At 61.1% G+C, this 19,678-nt stretch carries 14 protein-coding genes and 1 pseudogene; 7 read left to right on the forward strand and 8 right to left on the reverse strand.

The features are described 5' to 3' along the window. The first annotated feature begins 13 nt into the window (after window positions 1-13). Genes PSH57_RS13125 through tssA form a run of 3 tightly spaced genes read left to right on the forward strand, consistent with a single transcriptional unit; the run spans window position 14 to window position 5,669 of the window. The gene (locus PSH57_RS13125; RefSeq protein ID WP_305389966.1) at window positions 14-775 is read left to right on the forward strand and encodes a DotU family type IV/VI secretion system protein; all 762 of its coding nucleotides are present in this window, start codon (window positions 14-16) and stop codon (window positions 773-775) included. Further along, the gene (locus tag PSH57_RS13130; RefSeq protein ID WP_305389968.1) at window positions 772-4,593 is read left to right on the forward strand and encodes a type VI secretion system protein; all 3,822 of its coding nucleotides are present in this window, start codon (window positions 772-774) and stop codon (window positions 4,591-4,593) included. The genes PSH57_RS13125 and PSH57_RS13130 overlap by 4 nt, the downstream gene beginning before the upstream one ends. Next, window positions 4,590-5,669, forward strand: coding sequence for a type VI secretion system protein TssA (gene tssA / locus PSH57_RS13135; protein WP_305416642.1), 1,080 nt, complete (start codon window positions 4,590-4,592; stop codon window positions 5,667-5,669). Before PSH57_RS13130 ends, tssA begins: the two co-directional genes overlap by 4 nt. Here tssA and PSH57_RS13140 read toward each other — a convergent pair. Continuing rightward, window positions 5,666-6,619, reverse strand: coding sequence for a 2-hydroxyacid dehydrogenase (locus PSH57_RS13140; protein WP_305389972.1), 954 nt, complete (start codon window positions 6,617-6,619; stop codon window positions 5,666-5,668). The two genes, tssA and PSH57_RS13140, sit on opposite strands and share 4 nt — an antisense overlap. A 379-nt stretch (window positions 6,620-6,998) precedes the next feature. On the opposite strand from PSH57_RS13140, the gene PSH57_RS13145 reads away from it, so the two are divergent. Further along, window positions 6,999-8,279, forward strand: coding sequence for a serine/threonine transporter (locus PSH57_RS13145; RefSeq protein ID WP_305389974.1), 1,281 nt, complete (start codon window positions 6,999-7,001; stop codon window positions 8,277-8,279). Between the two features lie 524 nt (window positions 8,280-8,803). On the opposite strand, the gene acnB is transcribed toward PSH57_RS13145, so the two are convergent. Further along, a complete protein-coding gene (acnB, locus tag PSH57_RS13150; protein ID WP_305390376.1) occupies window positions 8,804-11,404 on the reverse strand; it encodes a bifunctional aconitate hydratase 2/2-methylisocitrate dehydratase in 2,601 nt (866 codons plus the stop codon). A 409-nt stretch (window positions 11,405-11,813) separates the two neighbouring features. Between acnB and PSH57_RS13155 the strand changes: the two are divergent. Further along, window positions 11,814-12,285: pseudogene (locus tag PSH57_RS13155) on the forward strand (DUF1289 domain-containing protein). A 110-nt stretch (window positions 12,286-12,395) separates the two neighbouring features. Here the strand turns inward: PSH57_RS13155 and PSH57_RS13160 are convergent. Next, complete coding sequence (locus PSH57_RS13160; RefSeq protein ID WP_305389978.1) at window positions 12,396-13,259, reverse strand: universal stress protein; 864 nt, start codon at window positions 13,257-13,259, stop codon at window positions 12,396-12,398. A 159-nt stretch (window positions 13,260-13,418) separates the two neighbouring features. Between PSH57_RS13160 and PSH57_RS13165 the strand changes: the two genes are divergently transcribed. After that, a complete protein-coding gene (locus tag PSH57_RS13165) occupies window positions 13,419-14,024 on the forward strand; it encodes a MiaE family protein (protein WP_305389980.1) in 606 nt (201 codons plus the stop codon). Between the two features lie 44 nt (window positions 14,025-14,068). Here PSH57_RS13165 and PSH57_RS13170 read toward each other — a convergent pair whose 3' ends face one another. From PSH57_RS13170 to PSH57_RS13185, 4 genes are all read right to left on the reverse strand, one after another. Then, window positions 14,069-14,557, reverse strand: a complete 489-nt coding sequence (locus tag PSH57_RS13170; RefSeq protein WP_305389982.1) for a GFA family protein — start codon at window positions 14,555-14,557, stop codon at window positions 14,069-14,071. Between the two features lie 202 nt (window positions 14,558-14,759). Continuing rightward, window positions 14,760-15,374 carry a DNA-3-methyladenine glycosylase family protein gene (locus PSH57_RS13175; RefSeq protein ID WP_305389984.1) on the reverse strand — a complete coding sequence of 205 codons (615 nt, stop codon included), beginning with the start codon at window positions 15,372-15,374 and terminating at the stop codon, window positions 14,760-14,762. A gap of 23 nt (window positions 15,375-15,397) precedes the next feature. Further along, window positions 15,398-16,480: a bifunctional transcriptional activator/DNA repair enzyme AdaA gene (locus PSH57_RS13180; RefSeq protein ID WP_305389986.1), complete on the reverse strand. Its 1,083-nt coding sequence runs from the start codon at window positions 16,478-16,480 to the stop codon at window positions 15,398-15,400. Between the two features lie 66 nt (window positions 16,481-16,546). Further along, window positions 16,547-18,001: a TrkH family potassium uptake protein gene (locus PSH57_RS13185; RefSeq protein WP_305389988.1), complete on the reverse strand. Its 1,455-nt coding sequence runs from the start codon at window positions 17,999-18,001 to the stop codon at window positions 16,547-16,549. A 201-nt stretch (window positions 18,002-18,202) separates the two neighbouring features. Between PSH57_RS13185 and PSH57_RS13190 the strand changes: the two genes are divergently transcribed. Next, on the forward strand, window positions 18,203-18,790 hold the full coding sequence (locus tag PSH57_RS13190) for a LysE family translocator (RefSeq protein ID WP_305389990.1): 588 nt from the start codon (window positions 18,203-18,205) through the stop codon (window positions 18,788-18,790). Between the two features lie 28 nt (window positions 18,791-18,818). Here the strand turns inward: PSH57_RS13190 and PSH57_RS13195 are convergent, their stop codons facing one another. Beyond that, window positions 18,819-19,643 (reverse strand): helix-turn-helix transcriptional regulator, encoded by an 825-nt coding sequence (locus PSH57_RS13195; protein WP_305389992.1) that lies wholly within the window; start codon window positions 19,641-19,643, stop codon window positions 18,819-18,821. Between the last annotated feature and the right edge of the window lie 35 nt (window positions 19,644-19,678).

Raw genomic sequence — 19,678 nt, forward strand, 5'->3', positions numbered from 1 at the left:
AAAGGGGAGTCGTATGCCTGACGGAAGTGGCGGGGCGGTTCGGAGTCTGCATGAGGCACCGCTGAGCAGTGCGTTTCGTCAGGCCTGGCTGAAGTGGTCCCAGGAGTGGCAGGACTTGCCCAAGGACAGCGATCCCGCGGTATTGGTCAGCCGGGTGGTGGAGTTTTCCGGTCGCAGTGCCCAGCGTTTGTGGCGAGTCGCCTTCGCCACCGTAGGCGATGCGGCGACCGAGCAGGTCAAGGCACTGGTCTACGCCTTCGTGGCGCTGGTGGACGAGACCTTGCTGTTCACCCCGTGGCCGGGACAACTGGCCTGGCAGCAGCATCCCCTCGAATCGCGCATGTACTCCAGCCGCCAGGCCGGCGAACGGCTGCCGGCTGCCATCAAGAAACTGCTCGATGAGCAGATGCCCGGCACCCGGGACCTGGCCAACGTGTACCTGCAGTGCCTGATTCTCGGTTTTCAGGGCCGATTGCGTGGCGAGCCCGGTCAGGTCCAGCACGAAAAATGGCGTGTGGCGCTGTTCACGTTCGCTTGGCAGCACGAGCCGGATTATGTCGATGTCAGCCAGCGCCTGGCGATGCCTGCGGCGGCGACACCGATACGTGTCCCGGCCCAGCAGTCGTTACCGGACGGCTTGCGCCTGGGACTGGTGATCCTGGCGATGGTGTTGTTGCTGTCCGGGTTGGGGCAGGTGTTCTGGCGTGACATCCAGTCGGAGCTCGAACCGGTGCTGCAACTGAACGAGCCGGTGGTTCAGGAGCAGGACTCATGAGCTTCTTGAGCATCGTCGCCCTGGTGTTGCTGGCCCTTGTCGCGGTGCTGCTGATTGCGGCCGCGATTTGGTGGCTGCGCACCCAGGGCGGCGCGGCCATCCGCAGCTTCTATGGGGCGGTGCGCCACATGGAGCAGGAGCAGGGCACCCGGGACCGCTACCAGATGCCCTGGTTGTTGATGCTGGGCAACGAGGCCGACGGCGCGCAGTTGTGCGCCCAGTGGCGTTTGCAGCCGACAGACAAGGCGGCGTGGTTCGGGCGCTGGTGGTCGGATGCCGAAGGCGCGGTGCTGGTGGTGCCCCAGGCGCTGTTTTTGCCCGATGAGGGCATGAACATGCAACGGGGCAACTGGTGGCGCCTGTTGGGATTGATTGTGCGTCTGCGCAGCAGACGGCCGCTGGATGCTGTGATCTGGACCGTCCCGTTCGGCAAGCTCGATGACATCGAGCAGACGACCGAGCTGAGTCTCAAGGTTCGGCGCTGTTTCATCGACCTTCTGCAACGGTTCGGTCTGAGTTTGCCGGTGTATGTGGTGATCACCGGGATGGAGGAACTGCCAGGGTTTCAGGAACTGGTGAGTGCGTTGCCCGCCCAGGCCCGGGAATCGACGCTGGGCTGGTCGTCGCCATACGCGCCCGATGCAGCATGGCAATCACAATGGAGCGATCAGGCGCTGGACCAGGTCAACGCCGCGTTGTCCCAGTCGATCATCGAAATCGGTGCGCTGGCGGGGCAACTGAGCAGCGACCTGTATGGGTTGCCGGAGCGTTTCGAGGGGTTGCGGCGAGCCTTGCAGTTGTTGCTGGAACCGGTTTTTCAGGGCAACGCTCAGGGGGAGGCGCCGCACTTTCGCGGCGTGTATTTCACCGCCAGCCAGGCGCCGGCTGTCACCGGCGATGGCTTATCCGCCAGCGACAGCGTTGTGCGCCAAACGGTGTTCGCCCGGCAACTGTGGTCGCGCCGGCTGGTAGCCGAGCGGGGCCTGGCCCAGCCGGTGCCACGCCTGCTGCGCTTGCGCCAACGCTGGCATCGGCTGGCCGGAGGAGTGGCGCTGGTGGTCGGCGTGGTCTGGCTGGGGAGCATGGTCTGGGTCTGGCACGATTCTGTCGAGCAAGCCGAGGGGCTGTCGCGGTTGGTCCTCAGCGCGCACAAAAACCATGTCGTGGTCGATCCCGACAAACCTCAACTGGAACCGACCCGACACAACGTGCAGAACTACTGGAACGTGCTGGAAAAAGCCCCGCGCTGGCGTTTCGTCTCGGTGGTGTTTCCGACTTCCTGGTTCTCTTCCGTGGACGCACAGCTGGACAACGGGTTGCGCATGACCGCCCGCCATCATTGGATATTGCCGCTGCGTGACCTGCTGGCCTCGGACCTCGAACAGCTCAAGGGCATCCGCAATACCGAGCGGCGCGGCAACGTGGAAAGCGAAGACCCGGCGCAATGGCAAAGTTACGTAAAGGCCAAGGACCTGGTTGAACGCGCGGTGCGCCTGGAACAGCACAACCAAATGTTCAGCCAGGCGGTGAACAATCCCAAGGCGCCGCTGGACGAGCTGGTGCAACTGAGCAACAACGCCCTGTCGCTGAACCTCAACACCGGGACCTTGAGTCGGGCGCGTTTCTACAATCGTGTGCTGTTCGATGCCCAGAATGCCGATTTGAAAGGCCTGGACCTGAACGCCGCGCGCCCGGTGATTGCCGATAACTTCATGGGCCTGATGCAGCGCTGGCTGGATCATTACTTTCTGGCGGACAACTTCGTGCGCCAGGCCGGCTACTTGAAGCTGCATCTGCAACGGCTAGAGGCGGGCGGTGGCAACTCCTTGAGTGAACTCGAAGAGCTGATGGCGTTGGTCGATGACCTGCAGCGGCTCGTCAGCCTGACCAACTCGGCCTGGGGCCGGGGCAAGGGACAGGACCTGGTGCCCGGTTACACCCAGTTGATGGACAAGGTGGGCCACAGCACGCTGCTGGGGCCGGATCTTGAGCAGGATCTGCAGAGCCAGGCGGCAAAATTGCAGCAGAGCTTTCGCGACCAGTGGATCGTCCAGACCGGTTCCAGGGACAATCTGTTGATCCAGCAGGGCAGCGGTTTGCTGGTGCTGCAGGAGCATGTCACGGCACTGGACGGCGCGGTGCAAGCGCTGTTCAAGCGTGATTTCGTGGCGTTGGCCATGCAGAAGGCGCCGTCGGACAGTAACGGCGTCTCGATGGGCCGGGGTGACAGCGACGATTTCAGCGTTGCCCTGAACTACTTCGCCAGCTACCAGAGCTACGCCAATGAAGAGTTGCCGCGCATCCCGCCGGATTACCGTGGGGCGCTGATGGAGGCCGCTGAAAGCGCGGCGGCGCGGGCCATGTGGCTGAGTCTGGATGAAAGCGAGCAACCGCTACCGGGCATGAGTTTCAATGTGCAGACCTCCCAGGCCGTTTCCCTGCAAAAAGCCTTCATGGATGTGAACCGCAGCGATCTGGCGATTCGTTTTCAGCGCCTGCTCAACCGCCGAGCGTTGGCACAGATCAAGAGTGGCCTGAACGAAATCGACGCCCAGCCACTGTTTACTCAACGCACCGATATCCAGCGCTGGGACGGTTCGAAGAACTTCGGTTTGCAGTTGTACGGCGCGACTGATCCTCAGGACTTGAAGCTGAGCCTGAACCAGCAGTTCGGCGCCATGCTTCAGATCGCCGAGCACCGCATGCCCGCGCTGGAATGGCTGATTGTCCAGCAGGACAACCTGTCGGCCCTGGAGCACGATCAGGTTGCCCGGTTTATGGCGCTCAACGACGAACTGCTCAAATACAAAAACCAGAACCCGGCCAGTGCGGCTGCCCAACTTGAGCAATTGGTAAGCCGCGACTTCATCGAAATGGACACCACGTCCTGCGGGCAGATTCTGCAAACTTCCAGCCTGCCCGGCGGACGTGGCGACCTGGCTCTGCGCACCGTCACGCTGCAACAAAGCGCCTTGCAACGGTGCCTGTATCTGCAACAGAACCAGGCGGCGACCGCCTGGAATGATCTGGCCAATTATTTCAATCAGTACCTGGCCGGGCGTTTTCCGTTTTCCCAGGATGTGCGGGCCCGCGATGCCGACCCGGCTCGGGTACAACGCCTGCTGGAGCTGATCGACACGCGACTGCCCCAGGCACAGGCTGGGCTGGCGTTGAGCCGGACGCCGGAGCGATTGGCGGCGGAGGATTTTCTCAACCGTTTGAAACAGGCCGGTGCCTGGCTCGGGCCGTTGTTCGTGCGCGACAAGAGTGGCTTGCTCGGCGTGGAAATGGACGTGCGCTGGCGAACCGACCGCGAGCAGGAGCGCGGCGCGGATCAGGTGATCGCCTGGGGGCTGAACGCCGGCAACCAACAGATCAGTTACCCTGGTGAAACCGGGCAGAACTTGCGCTGGATGGTCGGGCAGCCGATGAGTTTGACCTTGCGCTGGGCCCGCAACGGTTACCAGCGTCCGGCCAACGACCCGTTACAACCCGATCTGGTGGTTCGTGACCTGGAAGCCGGTTGGGAGTACCAGGGGCCGTGGTCGTTGTTGCGCCTGATGCGCTCATTGGTGTCGAGCCAGCGTCAGCCGAATGCCGACTACACTGACTTCCCGCTGACTCTGCAACTGCCCGTGACGGCTCAGACCCAGGCGACCACGGCGCAGCAGACCCTGATGTTCCTGCGTTTGTCGCTGATGAGCCAGGGCTCGAAGCTGCCGCTGTCGATCCCGCCACTGCCAACCCAGGCACCCCGTTCACCTTTCATGGCGACCTCATCGAGCCCCGCCATCGCAACCCGCGAGGAGGGTTTGTGAGTTTGCCGATATCCCCGTTGCCCGAATTGATTACCCGCTTGCTTGAGCCGATCAGCGCTGAATCGCCCTGTGGCCAGGATCTGCGCTATGAGCCGGAATTCGACCAGTTGCGCGAGTTGCGCCGGGAGGACGACACCAGCCTGCCCACCGGTGTGTGGCAATCGTCGATCAAGCGCGGGCAATGGTCGGAGCTGGAAAAACTCGCCACTGCGCTGCTACTCGAGCGCAGCAAGGATTTGATGATCAGTGCCTGGCTGGGGGAGGCCTGGTTGCACCTGACCGGGCTGGAAGGATTGCCGGGCAGCCTGGCGTTGGTGGCGGGGTTGTGTGAGCGCTACTCCGAGCAGTTGTACCCCCAGGCTGATGACGGTGATCAGTCGTGGCGGGTGATTCCGCTGGAGTGGCTGGCCCGTCGCTACAGCGAAGTGTTGCTGACACGGGTGCCATTGTTCGATGGCCGGGATCAGGATTTCGACGGTTTTTGCCTGGCCGACTGGCAACGTTTGCAGCGCCAGCAGGTGCTGGTCAACGATACTAAAAACGCCAAGGCTTCGGCGGAAGCGGCGCGCAACGATCAGAAAAAACTCAGCGAACTGATTCGCACCACGCCATTGTCGTTCTGGCTGCATCGTCAGGGCAGCCTGATGCTGAGCCTTCAGCACCTGCAACGCCTCGAAGCCTGGAGTGATGCTTACCTGGGCAATCTGGCCCCAGGCTATAGCGCCTTGCAGGACGTCATGCAGGCCTTGCTGACATTGATAGAGGAGTTCATTGCGATGAACCCACAGCAACCCACCGTCGTGCCGGCACCCTCGGTGGCGACGCAGACCGCCCCGGCGCAGGCGGGCGCCGCCGCGACCCTGGCTTTTCAGGAGCCGGCCAGCCGCGAAGAAGCCTATCGCCAGTTACTGGTCATTGCCGGCTACCTGGCCCGCACCGAGCCCCACAGCCCGGTGCCCTATCTGATCCGGCGTGGCGTGGAGTGGGGCAACAAGCCTTTGAGCGAGCTGCTGGGCGAACTGATCAGTGCCGATGCCGAATCCAGGCGCCTGTGGACGCTGCTGGGGGTTCTCTAACGCAGCTCGTCAGGCAACCGCACCGGTGTCAGCACCGGTTTGCCAGAAAAGAATGCGGTCAGGTTCTGGCCCACCAGCTCTACCATCGCGCGGGTCGCTTCCGGCGACAGGCCAGCCACGTGGGGCGTGAGGACGACGTTGGGCAGGCTTTTCAGCCCCTGCGGCACTTCAGGCTCGTCATCGAACACATCCAGGGCCGCTCCGGCAATCCGCCGATGCTCCAGGGCGCTGATCAGATCGGCAGTGGCAACCACGCTGGCCCTGGCGACGTTGACCAGAAATCCTTTTGGCCCGAGGGCATCGAGGGTCTGCTTGTTGATCAACTGCCGGGTATCCAGGCCGCCTGGGGTGGCGACGATCAGGAAGTCCGAGACCCGCGCCAGTTCCGTAGGGGTGGCGCAGAAGGTGTAGGGCACGTCATTGCGTACTCGGCGATTGTGGTAGCTGACGCTCATGTCAAAGCCCAGCGCGGCCCGTTTGGCGATCGCCATGCCCACCGCGCCAAGGCCCAGCACGCCCAGCCGCTTGCCGGCCAGGGAAGGTCGCGCACTCCTCGGCCATTCGCCCCGTCGCAGGGCAGCATCGCAATGGGGTATGTCGCGCACCAACGCCAGCAACAGCGCCATGGCATGGTCGGCTACCGACGATGCGTTGACCCCGGCGCCATTGGTTACCACGACGCCGTGGTGGTGGGCGGCCTGCAAGTCCACCTGCTCGTAGCCGGCGCCGATCACGCAGATGATTTTCAGGTTGGGCAGGGCGGCAATTTCCTCGGCCGTCAAACCCAGGGGGCCGCGGGTCAGTACCGCGCTGAACCGTTCTCCATGTTCGAAAATCGCCGTCTTGCGCTCGGCAGGCGTTGGCGCCAACTCCAGGTGATAGCCCTGCCGCTCAAGAATCGGCAGGTATTCGTTGACGGTTTCAACCAGTACAAGAACGGTTGCGGTCATGCTGTGCTCCTGTGGGCGCTTTGCTGAGGTGCAGGTATTCAACCTGATTGTAGAGCCCAAGGCAGAGACCTTTGGTAATTTATATTTATTTCGGACTGAGCATCCTTGTGGGAGCGGGCTTGCTCGCGAATGCGGCGGGTCATTGAGCTAACGTGATGCTGACACACCGCCTTCGCGAGCAAGCCCGCTCCCACAGGACATGCGTCAGCAGCTTCTATTGGAATGATCTGATCCGTATTACCGCTCCTCAGCTAAGTCTTTGCTTCTGCTCGTTAATCCCGGACAATCGCGCCCCTGTTTCGGCCAGGGCGCTGCCTGTCGGGGTTTTCTGACTCGTCCCGGCCGGGTGCATGTGACCGGAATGCGGAGATCCGACCGGATGAATGATCAGGCCACTAGCGTCGAAGAACGCTTTGAAACGACAGCCCCAACTACGCTCAGCCAGTGGGGTCGCCATGACACCACCTGGATGTTGGGCCTGTTTGGCACCGCCATCGGTGCAGGTACTTTGTTTTTACCCATCAACGCCGGCCTCGGCGGTTTCTGGCCGCTGTTGATCCTGGCGCTGCTGGCGTTTCCCATGACGTTCTACGCCCATCGAGGCCTGACTCGCTTCGTGTTGTCCGGTCGTGACGGCGCGGACATCACTGAGGTGGTAGAAGAGCATTTCGGCATCAAGGCCGGTGCGTTGATCACGTTGCTGTATTTCTTTGCGATTTTTCCGATCCTGCTGATCTACAGCGTGGCGCTGACCAATACGGTGGGCAGTTTCCTGGAGCATCAACTGCATATCCAGCCGCCACCCCGGGTGGTGCTGTCGCTGGTGTTGATCCTGGGTTTGCTGGCAGTGGTGCGATGCGGGGAGCAGGCGATCGTCAAGGCCATGAGCCTGATGGTCTATCCGTTTATTGTCGCGTTGCTGTTCCTGGCGGTGTTTCTGGTCCCGCACTGGAACGGAGGCATCCTGAGCACGGCGTCCACGCTGCCTGAGCCAGCAGCGCTGCTGCATACTTTGTGGCTGGCGATACCGGTGATGGTGTTCTCGTTCAACCACTCGCCGATCATCTCGGCGTTTGCGGTGGATCAGAAACGTCGCCATGGCGACAACGCCGAAGTGCGCAGTTCGCAGATCCTGTCGCGCGCCCATCTGCTGATGGTGGTGATGGTGCTGTTCTTTGTGTTCAGCTGTGTTTTGACGCTTTCCCCGTCGCAACTGGCCGAGGCCAAGGCACAGAATCTGTCGATCCTGTCGTACCTGGCCAACCACTTCAGCAATCCGACCATCGCTTTTGCCGCGCCGTTGATTGCGTTCGTGGCGATCTCCAAATCCTTCCTGGGGCATTATATTGGCGCCAGCGAAGGCCTCAAGGGTCTGATCATCAAGAGCGGTCGGCGTCCGGCGCCCAAGACCCTGGATCGTCTGACCGCGGCGTTCATGCTGGTGGTGTGCTGGATCGTCGCCACCCTTAACCCGAGCATCCTGGGCATGATCGAAACCCTGGGCGGCCCGGTGATCGCGGCGATCCTGTTCCTGATGCCGATGTACGCCATCCACAAAGTCCCGGCCATGGCCCGTTACCGCGGCCAGGCGTCGAATGTGTTCGTAACGCTGGTGGGGTTGGTGGCGATTACTGCGCTGGTCTATTCCCTCATGACCTGACCGGATTTCCGGTGGGAGCGGGCTTGCTCGCAAAAGCGGTGGGTCAGTTTGCATTGATGTTGGATGTGCCGACGCCTTCGCGAGCAGGCTCGCTCCCACATGGAGTCTTGGGTATTCATAAATTCGACATTCACCATAAATCCCGGTGGGAGCGGGCTTGCTCGCGAAAGCGGTGGGTCAGTTTGCATTGATGTTGGATGTGCCGACGCCTTCGCGAGCAGGCTCGCACACATGGAGTCTTGGGTGTTCATAGATTCGTCATTCACCATAAATCCCGGTGGGAGCGGGCTTGCTCGCGAAAGCGGTGGGTCAGTTTGCATTGATGTTGGATGTGCCGACGCCTTCGCGAGCAGGCTCGCTCCCACAGTTTTTCGAGGCGTCCACAGAAACAGCGTCAGACACCGATCCCCTGTGGGAGCGAGCCTGCTCGCGATGGCGTCGGTTCAGTTTGCCTCGAAACTACAGGCATAAAAAAACGCCGCCCCTGGCAAGAGAGGCGGCGTTTTTAGTCGAGCGTTAAAGCCTTAGGCTTGAACGACCGGGATGTTGGCATTTGCAGCCGCTTCACGGAACTCGGCGATCTGGTCGAAGCTCAGGTAGCGGTACACGTCCGCTGCCATGCTGTCGATCTTGCCGGCGTATTCCATGTACTCCTCGACGGTCGGCAGGCGACCCAGGATGGACGCCACGGATGCCAGTTCGGCCGAAGCCAGGTAGACATTCGCGCCGTCGCCCAGACGGTTCGGGAAGTTACGGGTCGAAGTCGACACCACGGTGGAGTTCGGCTCCACGCGTGCCTGGTTGCCCATGCACAGCGAGCAGCCTGGCATTTCCATCCGAGCACCGGCCTTGCCGTAGATACCGTAGTAGCCTTCTTCGGTGAGCTGGTGAGCGTCCATCTTGGTCGGCGGCGAGAGCCACAGACGGGTTGGCAACTGACCCTTGACCTGTTCCAGCAACTTACCGGCAGCGCGGAAGTGGCCGATGTTGGTCATGCACGAACCGATGAACACTTCGTCGATCTTCTGCCCAGCGACGCTGGAGAGCAGGCGGGCATCGTCCGGGTCGTTCGGCGCGCAGAGCACAGGCTCCTTGACGTCGGCCAGGTCGATCTCGATGACTTCGGCGTACTCGGCGTCCTTGTCGGCTTCCAGCAGTTCCGGGTTGGCCAGCCAGGCTTCCATCGCCTGGGCACGACGTTCCAGGGTGCGGGCATCGCCGTAGCCTTCGCCGATCATCCAGCGCAGCAGGGTGATGTTCGATTGCAGGTATTCGGCAATCGATTCCTTGGACAGCTTGATGGTGCAGCCGGCAGCCGAACGTTCGGCCGAGGCGTCGGACAGTTCGAACGCTTGCTCGACGGTCAGGGTTTCCAGACCTTCGATTTCCAGGATGCGGCCGGAGAAGGCGTTCTTCTTGCCTTTCTTCTCAACGGTCAACAGGCCTTTCTGGATCGCGTAGTAAGGGATGGCATGAACCAGGTCACGCAGGGTGACGCCCGGTTGCAGCTTGCCCTTGAAGCGAACCAGGATCGATTCCGGCATGTCCAGCGGCATGACTCCAGTGGCGGCGGCGAACGCCACCAGGCCGGAACCGGCCGGGAACGAGATACCGATCGGGAAACGGGTGTGGGAGTCGCCACCGGTGCCGACGGTGTCCGGCAGCAGCATGCGGTTCAGCCAGCTGTGGATGATGCCGTCGCCCGGACGCAGGGACACGCCGCCACGGGTCATGATGAAGTCAGGCAGGGTGTGGTGGGTGGTCACGTCGATCGGCTTTGGATAGGCCGCGGTGTGGCAGAAGGACTGCATCACCAGATCGGTCGAGAAGCCCAGGCACGCCAGGTCTTTCAATTCATCACGGGTCATCGGGCCAGTGGTGTCCTGGGAACCGACGGTGGTCATCTTCGGCTCGCAGTAGGTGCCCGGACGAACGCCAGTCACGCCGCAGGCCTTGCCGACCATTTTCTGCGCCAGGGTGAAACCCTTGGTGCTTTCGGCCGGGGCTTCCGGCTTCTTGAACAGGTCCGAAGCGGGCAGGCCCAGCTCGGTACGTGCCTTCTCGGTCAGGCCGCGGCCGATGATCAGCGGGATGCGGCCGCCGGCACGCACTTCGTCCAACAGGACCGGGGTCTTCATTTCGAAGGTAGTCAGGACTTCATCGGTGCCGTGCTTGCAGACTTTGCCCGCATGCGGGTACAGGTCGATCACGTCGCCCATGTGCATGTTGGACACATCGAATTCGATCGGCAGGGCGCCAGCGTCTTCCATGGTGTTGTAGAAAATCGGGGCGATCTTGCTGCCGAAGCAGAAACCACCAGCGCGCTTGTTCGGCACGTAAGGAACGTCGTCACCGAAGAACCACAGCACCGAGTTGGTGGCCGATTTACGCGACGAACCGGTACCGACCACGTCACCGACGTAGGCAATCGGGAAGCCCTGGCCGCGCATTTCTTCGATCTGCTTCATCGGGCCGGTCTTGCCTTGTTCATCCGGCACGATACCGTCACGGGCCATTTTCAGCATGGCCAGGGCGTGCAGCGGGATGTCCGGGCGGGACCAGGCGTCAGGCGCCGGGGAGAGGTCGTCGGTGTTGGTTTCGCCGGTAACCTTGAACACCCGCAGGCTGATCTTGTCGGCCAGCACCGGGCGGTTCTTGAACCACTCGCCGTCGGCCCAGGATTGCAGCACGCCCTTGGCGTGAACGTTGCCATTGCGGGCTTTTTCAGCCACGTCGTGGAAGGCGTCGAACATCAGCAGGGTGTGCTTGAGTTCTTTGGCGGCGACGGGTGCCAGTTCGGCATCGTCCAGCAGGTCCACCAGGGTGACGATGTTGTAGCCGCCCTGCATGGTGCCGAGCAGTTCAACGGCGCGCTTCTTGTCCAGCAGAGGGGATTGGGCTTCGCCCTTGGCCAGGGCGGACAGGAAACCGGCCTTCACGTAGGCGGCTTCGTCGACTCCAGGCGGAACGCGATTGGTGATCAGGTCAACGAGGAAAGCTTCTTCGCCAGCCGGAGGATTCTTCAGCAGCTCGATCAGGCCTGCGGTTTGTTCGGCGTTAAGCGGCTGGGGAACGATACCCAGTGCTGCACGCTCTTCGATATGTTTGCGGTAGGCTTCAAGCACAGTTATTACCCTCATCAGTGGTCCCAAATGGGTGTCCGGGACGCTCATCCAGAAACCCACGGTACTCATGCGCGTTGGAGGCTTTTTGAGCCACCACGCCAGAGTTTCCGCGAGTTCCTCACAGAAGCTGCTTTCAAAGTTTTACGCCTGCAGAACGGGGAGCTGATGAGGGTTGGCGTTGGGCTTTCCCCGCTGGAAAGACCCTCGGCCAACACCGCTCTGAAGGAACGACTGTGCTCGTGACGCTTTGAAAACAGCTTCTAACGGACATTGGCGCCTTAAAAGGCTGGCTGATTCTACGGCAAAAAAAAAATTAAACGTAAGTTAGACCCTGAAGTTTGAGGGGTGATCAATCTTAGACAAAGGGCTAACATGCCGGCCTGTCCTGCTTTTGCGTGTGTTTTTCCTTATGCCCAACCAGCTCATCAAGACCCCCTGCGTCGGCCTTTGCTCCACTGTCTATGGTGACCTGGTGTGCCGTGGCTGCAAGCGGTTCCACCATGAAGTGATTCATTGGAACGGCTATAACGAGGACGAGAAACGCGCGGTGTGGATGCGGCTTGAGCAGTTGCTGGTTCAGGTGATGGTGGCCAAAGCTGGAGGTTTTTGATCCTGCTCTGCTGCGCCAGCAACTGGAAACACGCAAGATCCGTTTTGTGCCGCACCAGTCGGAATATTGCTGGGCTTATCAATTGATCGCCCGTGGCGCACGGGTGATCAACAGCCTGGAAGCCTACGGCATGGTGCTGATGCCCGAATTTCGCGACTGGGACCTGCCGGACCTGCGCGACGCCATTGATCGGGAATTTTTCCTGCTGTCCGAAGCCCATTACCAGCGCTACATCGCGCCGGGGTTCCTGAAGGATGCGATCGGCGGCTGAGATTCAAAAGCATCGCGAGCAGGCTCGCTCCCACAGGGGACTTGTGAGCACCCTGAATTCCATGTGGGAGCGAGCCTGCTCGCGATGACTACCCTGAGAGCTCTGGAGTGTCACTCCTTGACCGCCAACTCCACCAGATGATCCTCAACCTCCTGCGGTTTGAGCACCAGTACATCGCTTTCCAGCGTATCGAGCACCGCTTCGGCGGTGTTGCCGATCAGCACCCCTGACAACCCGGAACGCGCCACGGTGCCGATCACGGTCACGGCCGCCTGCAGCTTGCGGGCCATGTATGGAATCAGGACGTCCGCCGGACCTTCTTCGATGTGCAGGTGTTGGTCGTCGATGTCGAACTCAGCCTGGAACGCCCGGCATTGTTCGCGGTATTTGGCCTCGATGGTTTCCTTGAGCTGGAACGTCGGATCGGCGGACGAAAGCATCGGCGTGGGATGGGCGCTGATTACATGCAGGTGCGCCTTGGCCAGGCTGGCAATGTCATAGCCGTGATCGATGATGGTGGCGTGCAGGTGACGGTGCTCTCCGTCGGCATTGCCCACGTCGACGGCGGCCAGGATCACTTTGTCTTTCCAGGAACCGGCGGTTTTCACCAGCAGCACCGGCGTCGGACAATGGCGCAGCAATTTCCAGTCCGCGGGCGTCAGCAGGGCTTTTTTCAGCGGGCTGTCGGGGAAGTGTTGCTTGATCACCAGGCCGCAACCTTCGGCCTGCTGTACGTCAACAATGGTTTCGTACAGGCTTTCGTTCCAGGCCTGTTCGGTGGTGACGCTGTAGCCGTCCGCCAGCAGCGCGGCCTTCAGCACGCTGAGCATGCCGGCATGATCATGCTTTTTGTCGCACACCAGCAGGTGCAAGTGAGCCTGGGTCACACCGGCGATCAGTTTGGCGCGCTTGAGCGCCAGGCTTTCCGAATGTTCGGGGTCGATGACCACCAGAATGCTGCGAATGGCTTGCATGATCGGCGTCTCCAGCAATAAAAAGGCATGGCGTTGCTCAACTATAGTTGTTGTATGGCAGTCGTCGACTTGATGCATATCAACGGCGGTGACTGGTGGTCTGGAGGCAGGCCGGTATAATCGGCGCCCTTCGCTCGACTCTCTTTTTCCGTGAGCCCCATGATCCTTCCTGAAATTCATGAATTCCTTGGTTGCCGCACTCCTGATGCCTGGGTCCAGGCGGCGCTGGCCGATCAGGAAACGCTACTGATCGACCACAAGAACTGCGAATTCAAGGCGGCCAGCACCGCCCTGAGCCTGATCGCCAAGTACCACTCCCACGTCGACCTGATCAACCTGATGTCACGTCTGGCCCGGGAAGAACTGGTGCATCACGAACAGGTCATGCGCCTGATGAAAAAACGCAAGGTCGGTTTGCGCCAGCTCTCTGCCGGGCGTTACGCCTCGGGGTTGCGCAAAGTGGTCCGCAGCCACGAGCCGGTCAAACTGGTGGACACCCTGGTGGTCGGCGCTTTCATCGAGGCCCGCAGTTGCGAGCGTTTCGAGGCCCTGGTGCCACACCTGGACGAAGAACTGGGCAAATTCTATTTCGGCTTGCTCAAAAGCGAAGCCCGGCATTTTCAGGGCTACCTGAAACTGGCCTACCAGTATGGCGACGCCAAGGACATTGCTCAGGTGATCGACAAGGTTCGTGATGCCGAGCAGGCGCTGATTGAATCGCCGGATGTGGAGTTTCGCTTCCACAGTGGTGTGCCTGCAGCATAGGGCTGTTTGCCCTGACGCCATCGCGAGCAGGCAGCGCCGCATCCTTAATTGGTCAAACCCAGGCGTTCATGCCACTGGGCAATGGACTCCTGGGGGTAGACCTCGAACTGCTGATCGCCTGCATGCGTCTCGACTTCCACCCACGGCGCCTTGGAACCCAGCATCAGATGGGTATGCTCTGGCGGTACTGGTAGCGGCGTGTCGATGGCAGAGGCAAATGGGTGGATCAGCTCCGGCCACTCGGGGCTGAACAGCCACAATCCTGAGCCGCAAAGAGAACAGAAGTGCCGTTCGGCGCTGCTGCGGTGGGCGCGTTTATCCTCAGCATCCTTGAGCCGCGCATGATAGATCGAGATGTGCTTGCGACCGCGTACCTTCAGGCTCTGGGCATCGCCCCCCAGGTTGATGGCAAAACCGCCGCCGCCCTGGGTCTTGCGACAGATCGAGCAGTAGCAGCGCTGATAAGGGTGGGGGTGGGCGCTGTCGAGGCTGAATGACACCGCGCCGCAATGGCAGGATCCTTCGAGCTGCATGAGAACCTCCGGTTGGCGATTGGGAAATGGCTCAGGACAGCCTAGACGGTCAGTGTCTGGACCGTTGAATTGAAGGTGACCATGCGACCGCCTTCGCGAGCAAGCCCGCTCCCACAGGGAATTTGTGTCGGTTGCAAGTTCTTGCCCACTCTCGGTCAGTGTGGGAGCGGGCTTGCTCGCGAAGGCGTCGGTACAGCCGACATCACCTGGGCACCCGCCACAAATACCACGCCGCCACCGTCCGATGCGGGCTCCACGCCTGTCCAATCCCAACCATCTGTTTGCGCGTCGGTTGGACGTCCAAGCCCTTGAGCCGCCGATAACCCTCGCGAACCCCAAAGTCATCGGCGGGCAGGATGTCAGGTCGCTCCAGGCTGTAGATCAGCAGCATTTCCACGGTCCAGCGCCCGACGCCGCGCAGGGTGATCAAGCGCTCGATCAAGGCTTCATCATCCATGGCCAGCGCCGTGGCGTAATCCGGCACCACCCCGTTCAGCGTCGCTTGGGCGATGCCCTGTATGGTCGCGATCTTGCTGGTGGAAAATCCGCAATCGCGCATCTGTTGGACGTCAGTCGCCAGGATCTGCTCCGGTCTGGGAAAAATCGCGCCGGGAAACAGCCCCAGAAAGCGACCGAGAATCGCATCACCGGCTTTAGCATGCAGTTGTTGATAGGCAATCGCCCGGACCAGCGCTTCATACGGATCACGGGCCGGTTTGGGTTGCAGCAGGCAAGGGCCGGTTATCTCGACATGACGGCGCCAGTCTTCGTCGAGGCTTGCCAGAAAGGTGCTCGCTTCGCGATAGGGGACCGGCATCAGTTGTTCACTCGGCGGGCTGATCAAAATGCCAGTGGCAGGGACACCTGCACCGCAGCTCGTTCCAGGCGCAATAGAAATGCCTTGCGTGGCTGTCCGCCACCATAGCCGGTCAAAGAACCGTCTGTACCGATTACCCGGTGGCAGGGGATGACGATGGCCAGGCGGTTCTGGCCGTTGGCCAGCCCGACCGCGCGACTGGCGCCAGGGCTGCCAAGGGCGGTGGCGACGCTGCCGTAGCTACGGGTTTCGCCATAAGGGATCTTTTCCAGCTCAGCCCAGACCCGGACGGCGAAGGCGCTGCCGGGCATGTGCAGCGGCACGCTGAACGAAGTGAGTTTACCGGCGAAGTAGTCGGCCAGTTCGGTTTCGATCTGTTGCAAGTGGGGGTTGTGCCCCGGCGCCACTGTGTAGCCGTAGCGCTGTTGCAATTCTTCGATTTCCCGGGTCAGGGCCGGACGGTCGAGGAACTCCAGCAACACCAGGCCGCGCTCTTCGGCCATGGCCAGCATCGGCCCCAGTGGTGTTGTCAGGCGGGTGAACAGCAGGGGTTCGCTGTGGGCGGCGCGGCCCGGTGTGATGTGGAAAGACTTCACGAAGGCGTCACGAAATCCGCTCAGGGACTCGTAGCCCGAGTCGAAGGCCGCATTGTCGATGGAAATCCCTTCTTTGATGCCCCCCAGCGCGATGCCCAGCCTTCGAGTGCGCAGGAACGCATGGAAGGTCATGCCGAAATGCTGCTTGAACCAGCGCCGCAGCTTCAGCGGTTCAATGCCTTGTTCCTGCAACAAGGCATCGGTCCAGCGCAGGTCGGGCTCGGCGTCCACGGCCTTGAGCAGCGCCTGGATCCAGGCAGGCGCGATGGCCGCGGCATCCAGCGGCTTGCAACGCAGACAGGCCCGGTAGCCGGCCGACATGGCTTCGTCAGCGTGGGCGAAGAATTCGACGTTTTCCGGCTTCGGCTTGCGTGCCGTGCAGCTGGGGCGACAGAAGATGCCGGTGGTCTTGACCGCCGTGAAGAACACCCCCTCGTAGGCGGTGTCTCGTTCGAGCATGGCGCGGACCATCTCGGCATGGGGTGGGAGCAGCGAGTCGTGTAGGTTCATGGGGGAAGCATAGAGCCAGGCCCGGTACGGCTCCACCGGAAAATCGACAATGAATTTCCCACCTCCTCAGTACTTCCAGAATACCGGGGTAAACAGCACCAGGACGGTCAGAATCTCCAGTCGACCCAGCAACATGCCAATGGTCAGCAGCCATTTGGCGGCATCCGGCAAGGTGGAGAAGTTGCCGGCCGGTCCGATGATCGAGCCCAGCCCCGGCCCCACGTTGCACACGGCCGTGGCTGCACCGGTCAGGGCCGTCGTCCAGTCCAGGCCGATCAGCGCCAGTCCAAGGGCGATACCGCCGATGGTAATGGTGAAGAAAAAAGAGAACGTCAGCAGCGAACGGACAATCTCTTCGTCGATGGGGTGCTTGTTGTATTTTTTCTGGATCACCGCGCGCGGATGGATCAGTTGTTTCAAACTGCCCATCAGCAAGGCGCCGGCCACCTGAAAACGAAATATCTTCAGCCCGCCGGAGGTGGATCCCGAACAACCGCCGACAAACGTCAGGTAAAAGAACAGCAGCAGGGCAAAACTGCCCCACAGCGTGTAGTCACCCAGCGCCACACCCGTGGTGGTAACCACCGATGTCACGTTGACGGCCACGATCCGCACCGCGTCCAGCCAGGCGTAATCGCTGTTCAAACTCAGCCAGGTCCCGACCACGAGCCAGGTAATGACCAGGAATCCGATGAATCCCCGGACCTGGTGATCCCTGAATAACGCACGTTTGTGCCCGCGCAACGTGGCGACATACAAAGTGAAGGGCAGTGCGCCGGCGATCATGATAATCACTGAGACCCAGTGGATAGCCGGTTGAGGCCAGTGCGCCAGGGACGAATCAGAAGTGGAGAAGCCGCCGGTGGAGATCATGGACATCGCGTGGTTGATCGCCTCGAAAGGTGTCATGCCCGCCAACCACAAGGCCAGGGCGGCCAGGGCGCTCAACCCTAAGTAGAGCCACAGGATGTAGGTCGCCGCGACATGGGAGCGCGGTGTGACTTTCTCCGACCAGTCCGATGATTCGGTCTGGAACAGCCGCATGCCGCCGACTCGCAACAACGGCAGGATGGCCACCGCCATGCCGATGAAGCCGATCCCTCCGAGCCACTGCAACATCGAACGCCAGATCAGCAGGCCTGGGGAAGCGCTGTCAAGGCCGCTGAGTACGGTCGATCCGGTGGTGGTGATGCCGGACATCGTCTCGAAGAATGCGTCGGTGTAGCTGATGTGCTGGATAAACACCATCGGCAAGGCAGCGAAGGTGCAGACAACGACCCAACTGGCAGTGGTCAGCAGATACATGTCCCGCGGACGCAGATGTATGTGCTCTGGCCGGCCGCGAGCTACCAGCAAGACGCCGCAGACAAAGGTGATCAGGCTCGACCACAAAAACGCCGAGAGGTCATCGTTTCGCTCGTACACCATCAGTGTGATAAGCGGGATTGCCATGCTTGCGGCCAGGGTGATCAGGAAAATGCCGAGGATGAATCCGATAAACCGCACAGCCGCAAGGGACATAAAACACGCCTGAAAGAATGAGCCGCCCAGTATCGATTTCGTTGACCGGACGCTGCGTAAAGTTTGCGTAAAAAAGTGCCCGAAACAGCACCTCTTCACGCGGTGGCGGTGAATGGCCGTCATTGGGCAGTTTTGTTCAATACCGCCAGTGGCATGCAATTTACCTTGAACGCCACCCCACAGACATGAAGAAGGTATGCAATGAGTCTGATTATTTCCATGGCGGCGTTTGCACTGGTCGCCTCCATCACCCCCGGGCCGGTCAATATAGTCGCCCTCAGTTCCGGGGCGCGATTCGGGTTTCGTGCCACCTTACGTCACGTGGCCGGCGCCACCCTGGGGTTTGTCCTGTTGCTGGTGCTGATGGGCCTGGGGTTGCACGAGGTGCTGCAGCGCTGGCCCGGCCTTACGCGGGTGGTGCAACTGGGGGGCGTGGGTTTCTTGTTGTTCATGGCCTGGAAACTGGCAATGGACAACGGGCACCTGGGCGACGGAGACGAGGGGCGGGCGCCGTCGATGTTCTACGGTGCGTTGATGCAGTGGCTCAACCCAAAGGCGTGGCTGGCTTGTGTGGCAGGGATGGGCGCGTTCGTGGCCGATGGTGAAGCGCGGTTGGTGTGGCAGTTTGCGGCAATCTACCTGGTGATCTGTTACCTCTCGGTGGGCTGTTGGGCCTATGCCGGCAGCTTTCTACGGGCCTGGCTGGGCAACCCGGCGACCATGCGCCTGTTCAATCGGACGATGGCGGGGTTGCTGGTGCTCAGTGCGGTGTATTTGTTGTTGCCTTGACCCCTCCTCGCAAAAGCAGGATCGGGTATCAGCCGCGATATTGGCCCGGTGTGGCTGCCAGGTGTTGTTTGAAGGCGCGCTGGAAATGCGCCTGGTCGGCAAACCCACTGTTCAATGCGACGTCGGCGATCAGCTTGCCTTCGCGCAACTGTCGACGGGCAAACTGGATGCGACGGTTGACCAGGAAAGCATGGGGCGTCATGCCGTAATGGCGCTTGAAGGCCCGGCTCAGGTACGACGGCGAAAGTTGTGCGGCGGCGCAGATGTCTTCGAGTTTCAAGGCTTCGCTGCAATGGTCATGGATGAACTGCGCCGCGCGCATCAGAGCTGGGTGGCTGCCGCGGTCCGGGCGCCCGGCCGGGTTGAGCCGGTGTTGCAGGTCGATGAAGAACGCTTCGGCTTCGGCATGTTTGCGGGCGATGTCGATCCGCTCATCCACCAGTTGTTCATACAAGCCCTGTAATGCGGCAAACAGCTCAATGTCGCGGCTGTGGGTGGTGGCGAAACCCTGAAAATCCAGGGTCTCGTCAAAGCCGATTCGGCGCTGCAAGTCCGTCAGCCACTGGGTGTCGACGTACAGCATCACATACGACCATGGCTGATCGTTGATCGGGTTGCACGCATGGACGTCGCCAGGGTTCATCAACACGACCGTACCGCTCTCTACCTGGAAATTCGATTGTTCATGGAGGTAGGTGCTGCGTCCGGCCGTGATTGCCCCGATGGAAAAATGGTCATGGGAATGACGCGAATAGCAGACCTTGCGTCCGTCGGCGATGCCCCGGGCTTCGATGAAGGGCAGCGCCGCATCACGCCAGAAACGGGGGGCGGCATCATGGGTGGCGGGCTTCATCGGTGAGCGTCCTCGTCTTGAACCTGTGTCGCAGT

The organism is Pseudomonas hefeiensis (genome assembly GCF_030687835.1).
GTDB lineage: Bacteria > Pseudomonadota > Gammaproteobacteria > Pseudomonadales > Pseudomonadaceae > Aquipseudomonas > Aquipseudomonas hefeiensis.

Excerpts from the sequence above, each read along its gene's own strand:
- PSH57_RS13125 (WP_305389966.1), top strand. The coding sequence starts at position 14 with ATGCCTGACGGAAGTGGCGGGGCGGTTCGGAGTCTGCATGAGGCACCG.
- PSH57_RS13130 (WP_305389968.1), top strand. The coding sequence starts at position 772 with ATGAGCTTCTTGAGCATCGTCGCCCTGGTGTTGCTGGCCCTTGTCGCG.
- PSH57_RS13140 (WP_305389972.1), bottom strand. The coding sequence starts at position 6,619 with ATGACCGCAACCGTTCTTGTACTGGTTGAAACCGTCAACGAATACCTG.
- PSH57_RS13145 (WP_305389974.1), top strand. The coding sequence starts at position 6,999 with ATGAATGATCAGGCCACTAGCGTCGAAGAACGCTTTGAAACGACAGCC.
- PSH57_RS13160 (WP_305389978.1), bottom strand. The coding sequence starts at position 13,259 with ATGCAAGCCATTCGCAGCATTCTGGTGGTCATCGACCCCGAACATTCG.
- PSH57_RS13165 (WP_305389980.1), top strand. The coding sequence starts at position 13,419 with ATGATCCTTCCTGAAATTCATGAATTCCTTGGTTGCCGCACTCCTGAT.
- PSH57_RS13170 (WP_305389982.1), bottom strand. The coding sequence starts at position 14,557 with ATGCAGCTCGAAGGATCCTGCCATTGCGGCGCGGTGTCATTCAGCCTC.
- PSH57_RS13175 (WP_305389984.1), bottom strand. The coding sequence starts at position 15,374 with ATGCCGGTCCCCTATCGCGAAGCGAGCACCTTTCTGGCAAGCCTCGAC.
- PSH57_RS13180 (WP_305389986.1), bottom strand. The coding sequence starts at position 16,480 with ATGAACCTACACGACTCGCTGCTCCCACCCCATGCCGAGATGGTCCGC.
- PSH57_RS13185 (WP_305389988.1), bottom strand. The coding sequence starts at position 18,001 with ATGTCCCTTGCGGCTGTGCGGTTTATCGGATTCATCCTCGGCATTTTC.
- PSH57_RS13190 (WP_305389990.1), top strand. The coding sequence starts at position 18,203 with ATGAGTCTGATTATTTCCATGGCGGCGTTTGCACTGGTCGCCTCCATC.
- PSH57_RS13195 (WP_305389992.1), bottom strand. The coding sequence starts at position 19,643 with ATGAAGCCCGCCACCCATGATGCCGCCCCCCGTTTCTGGCGTGATGCG.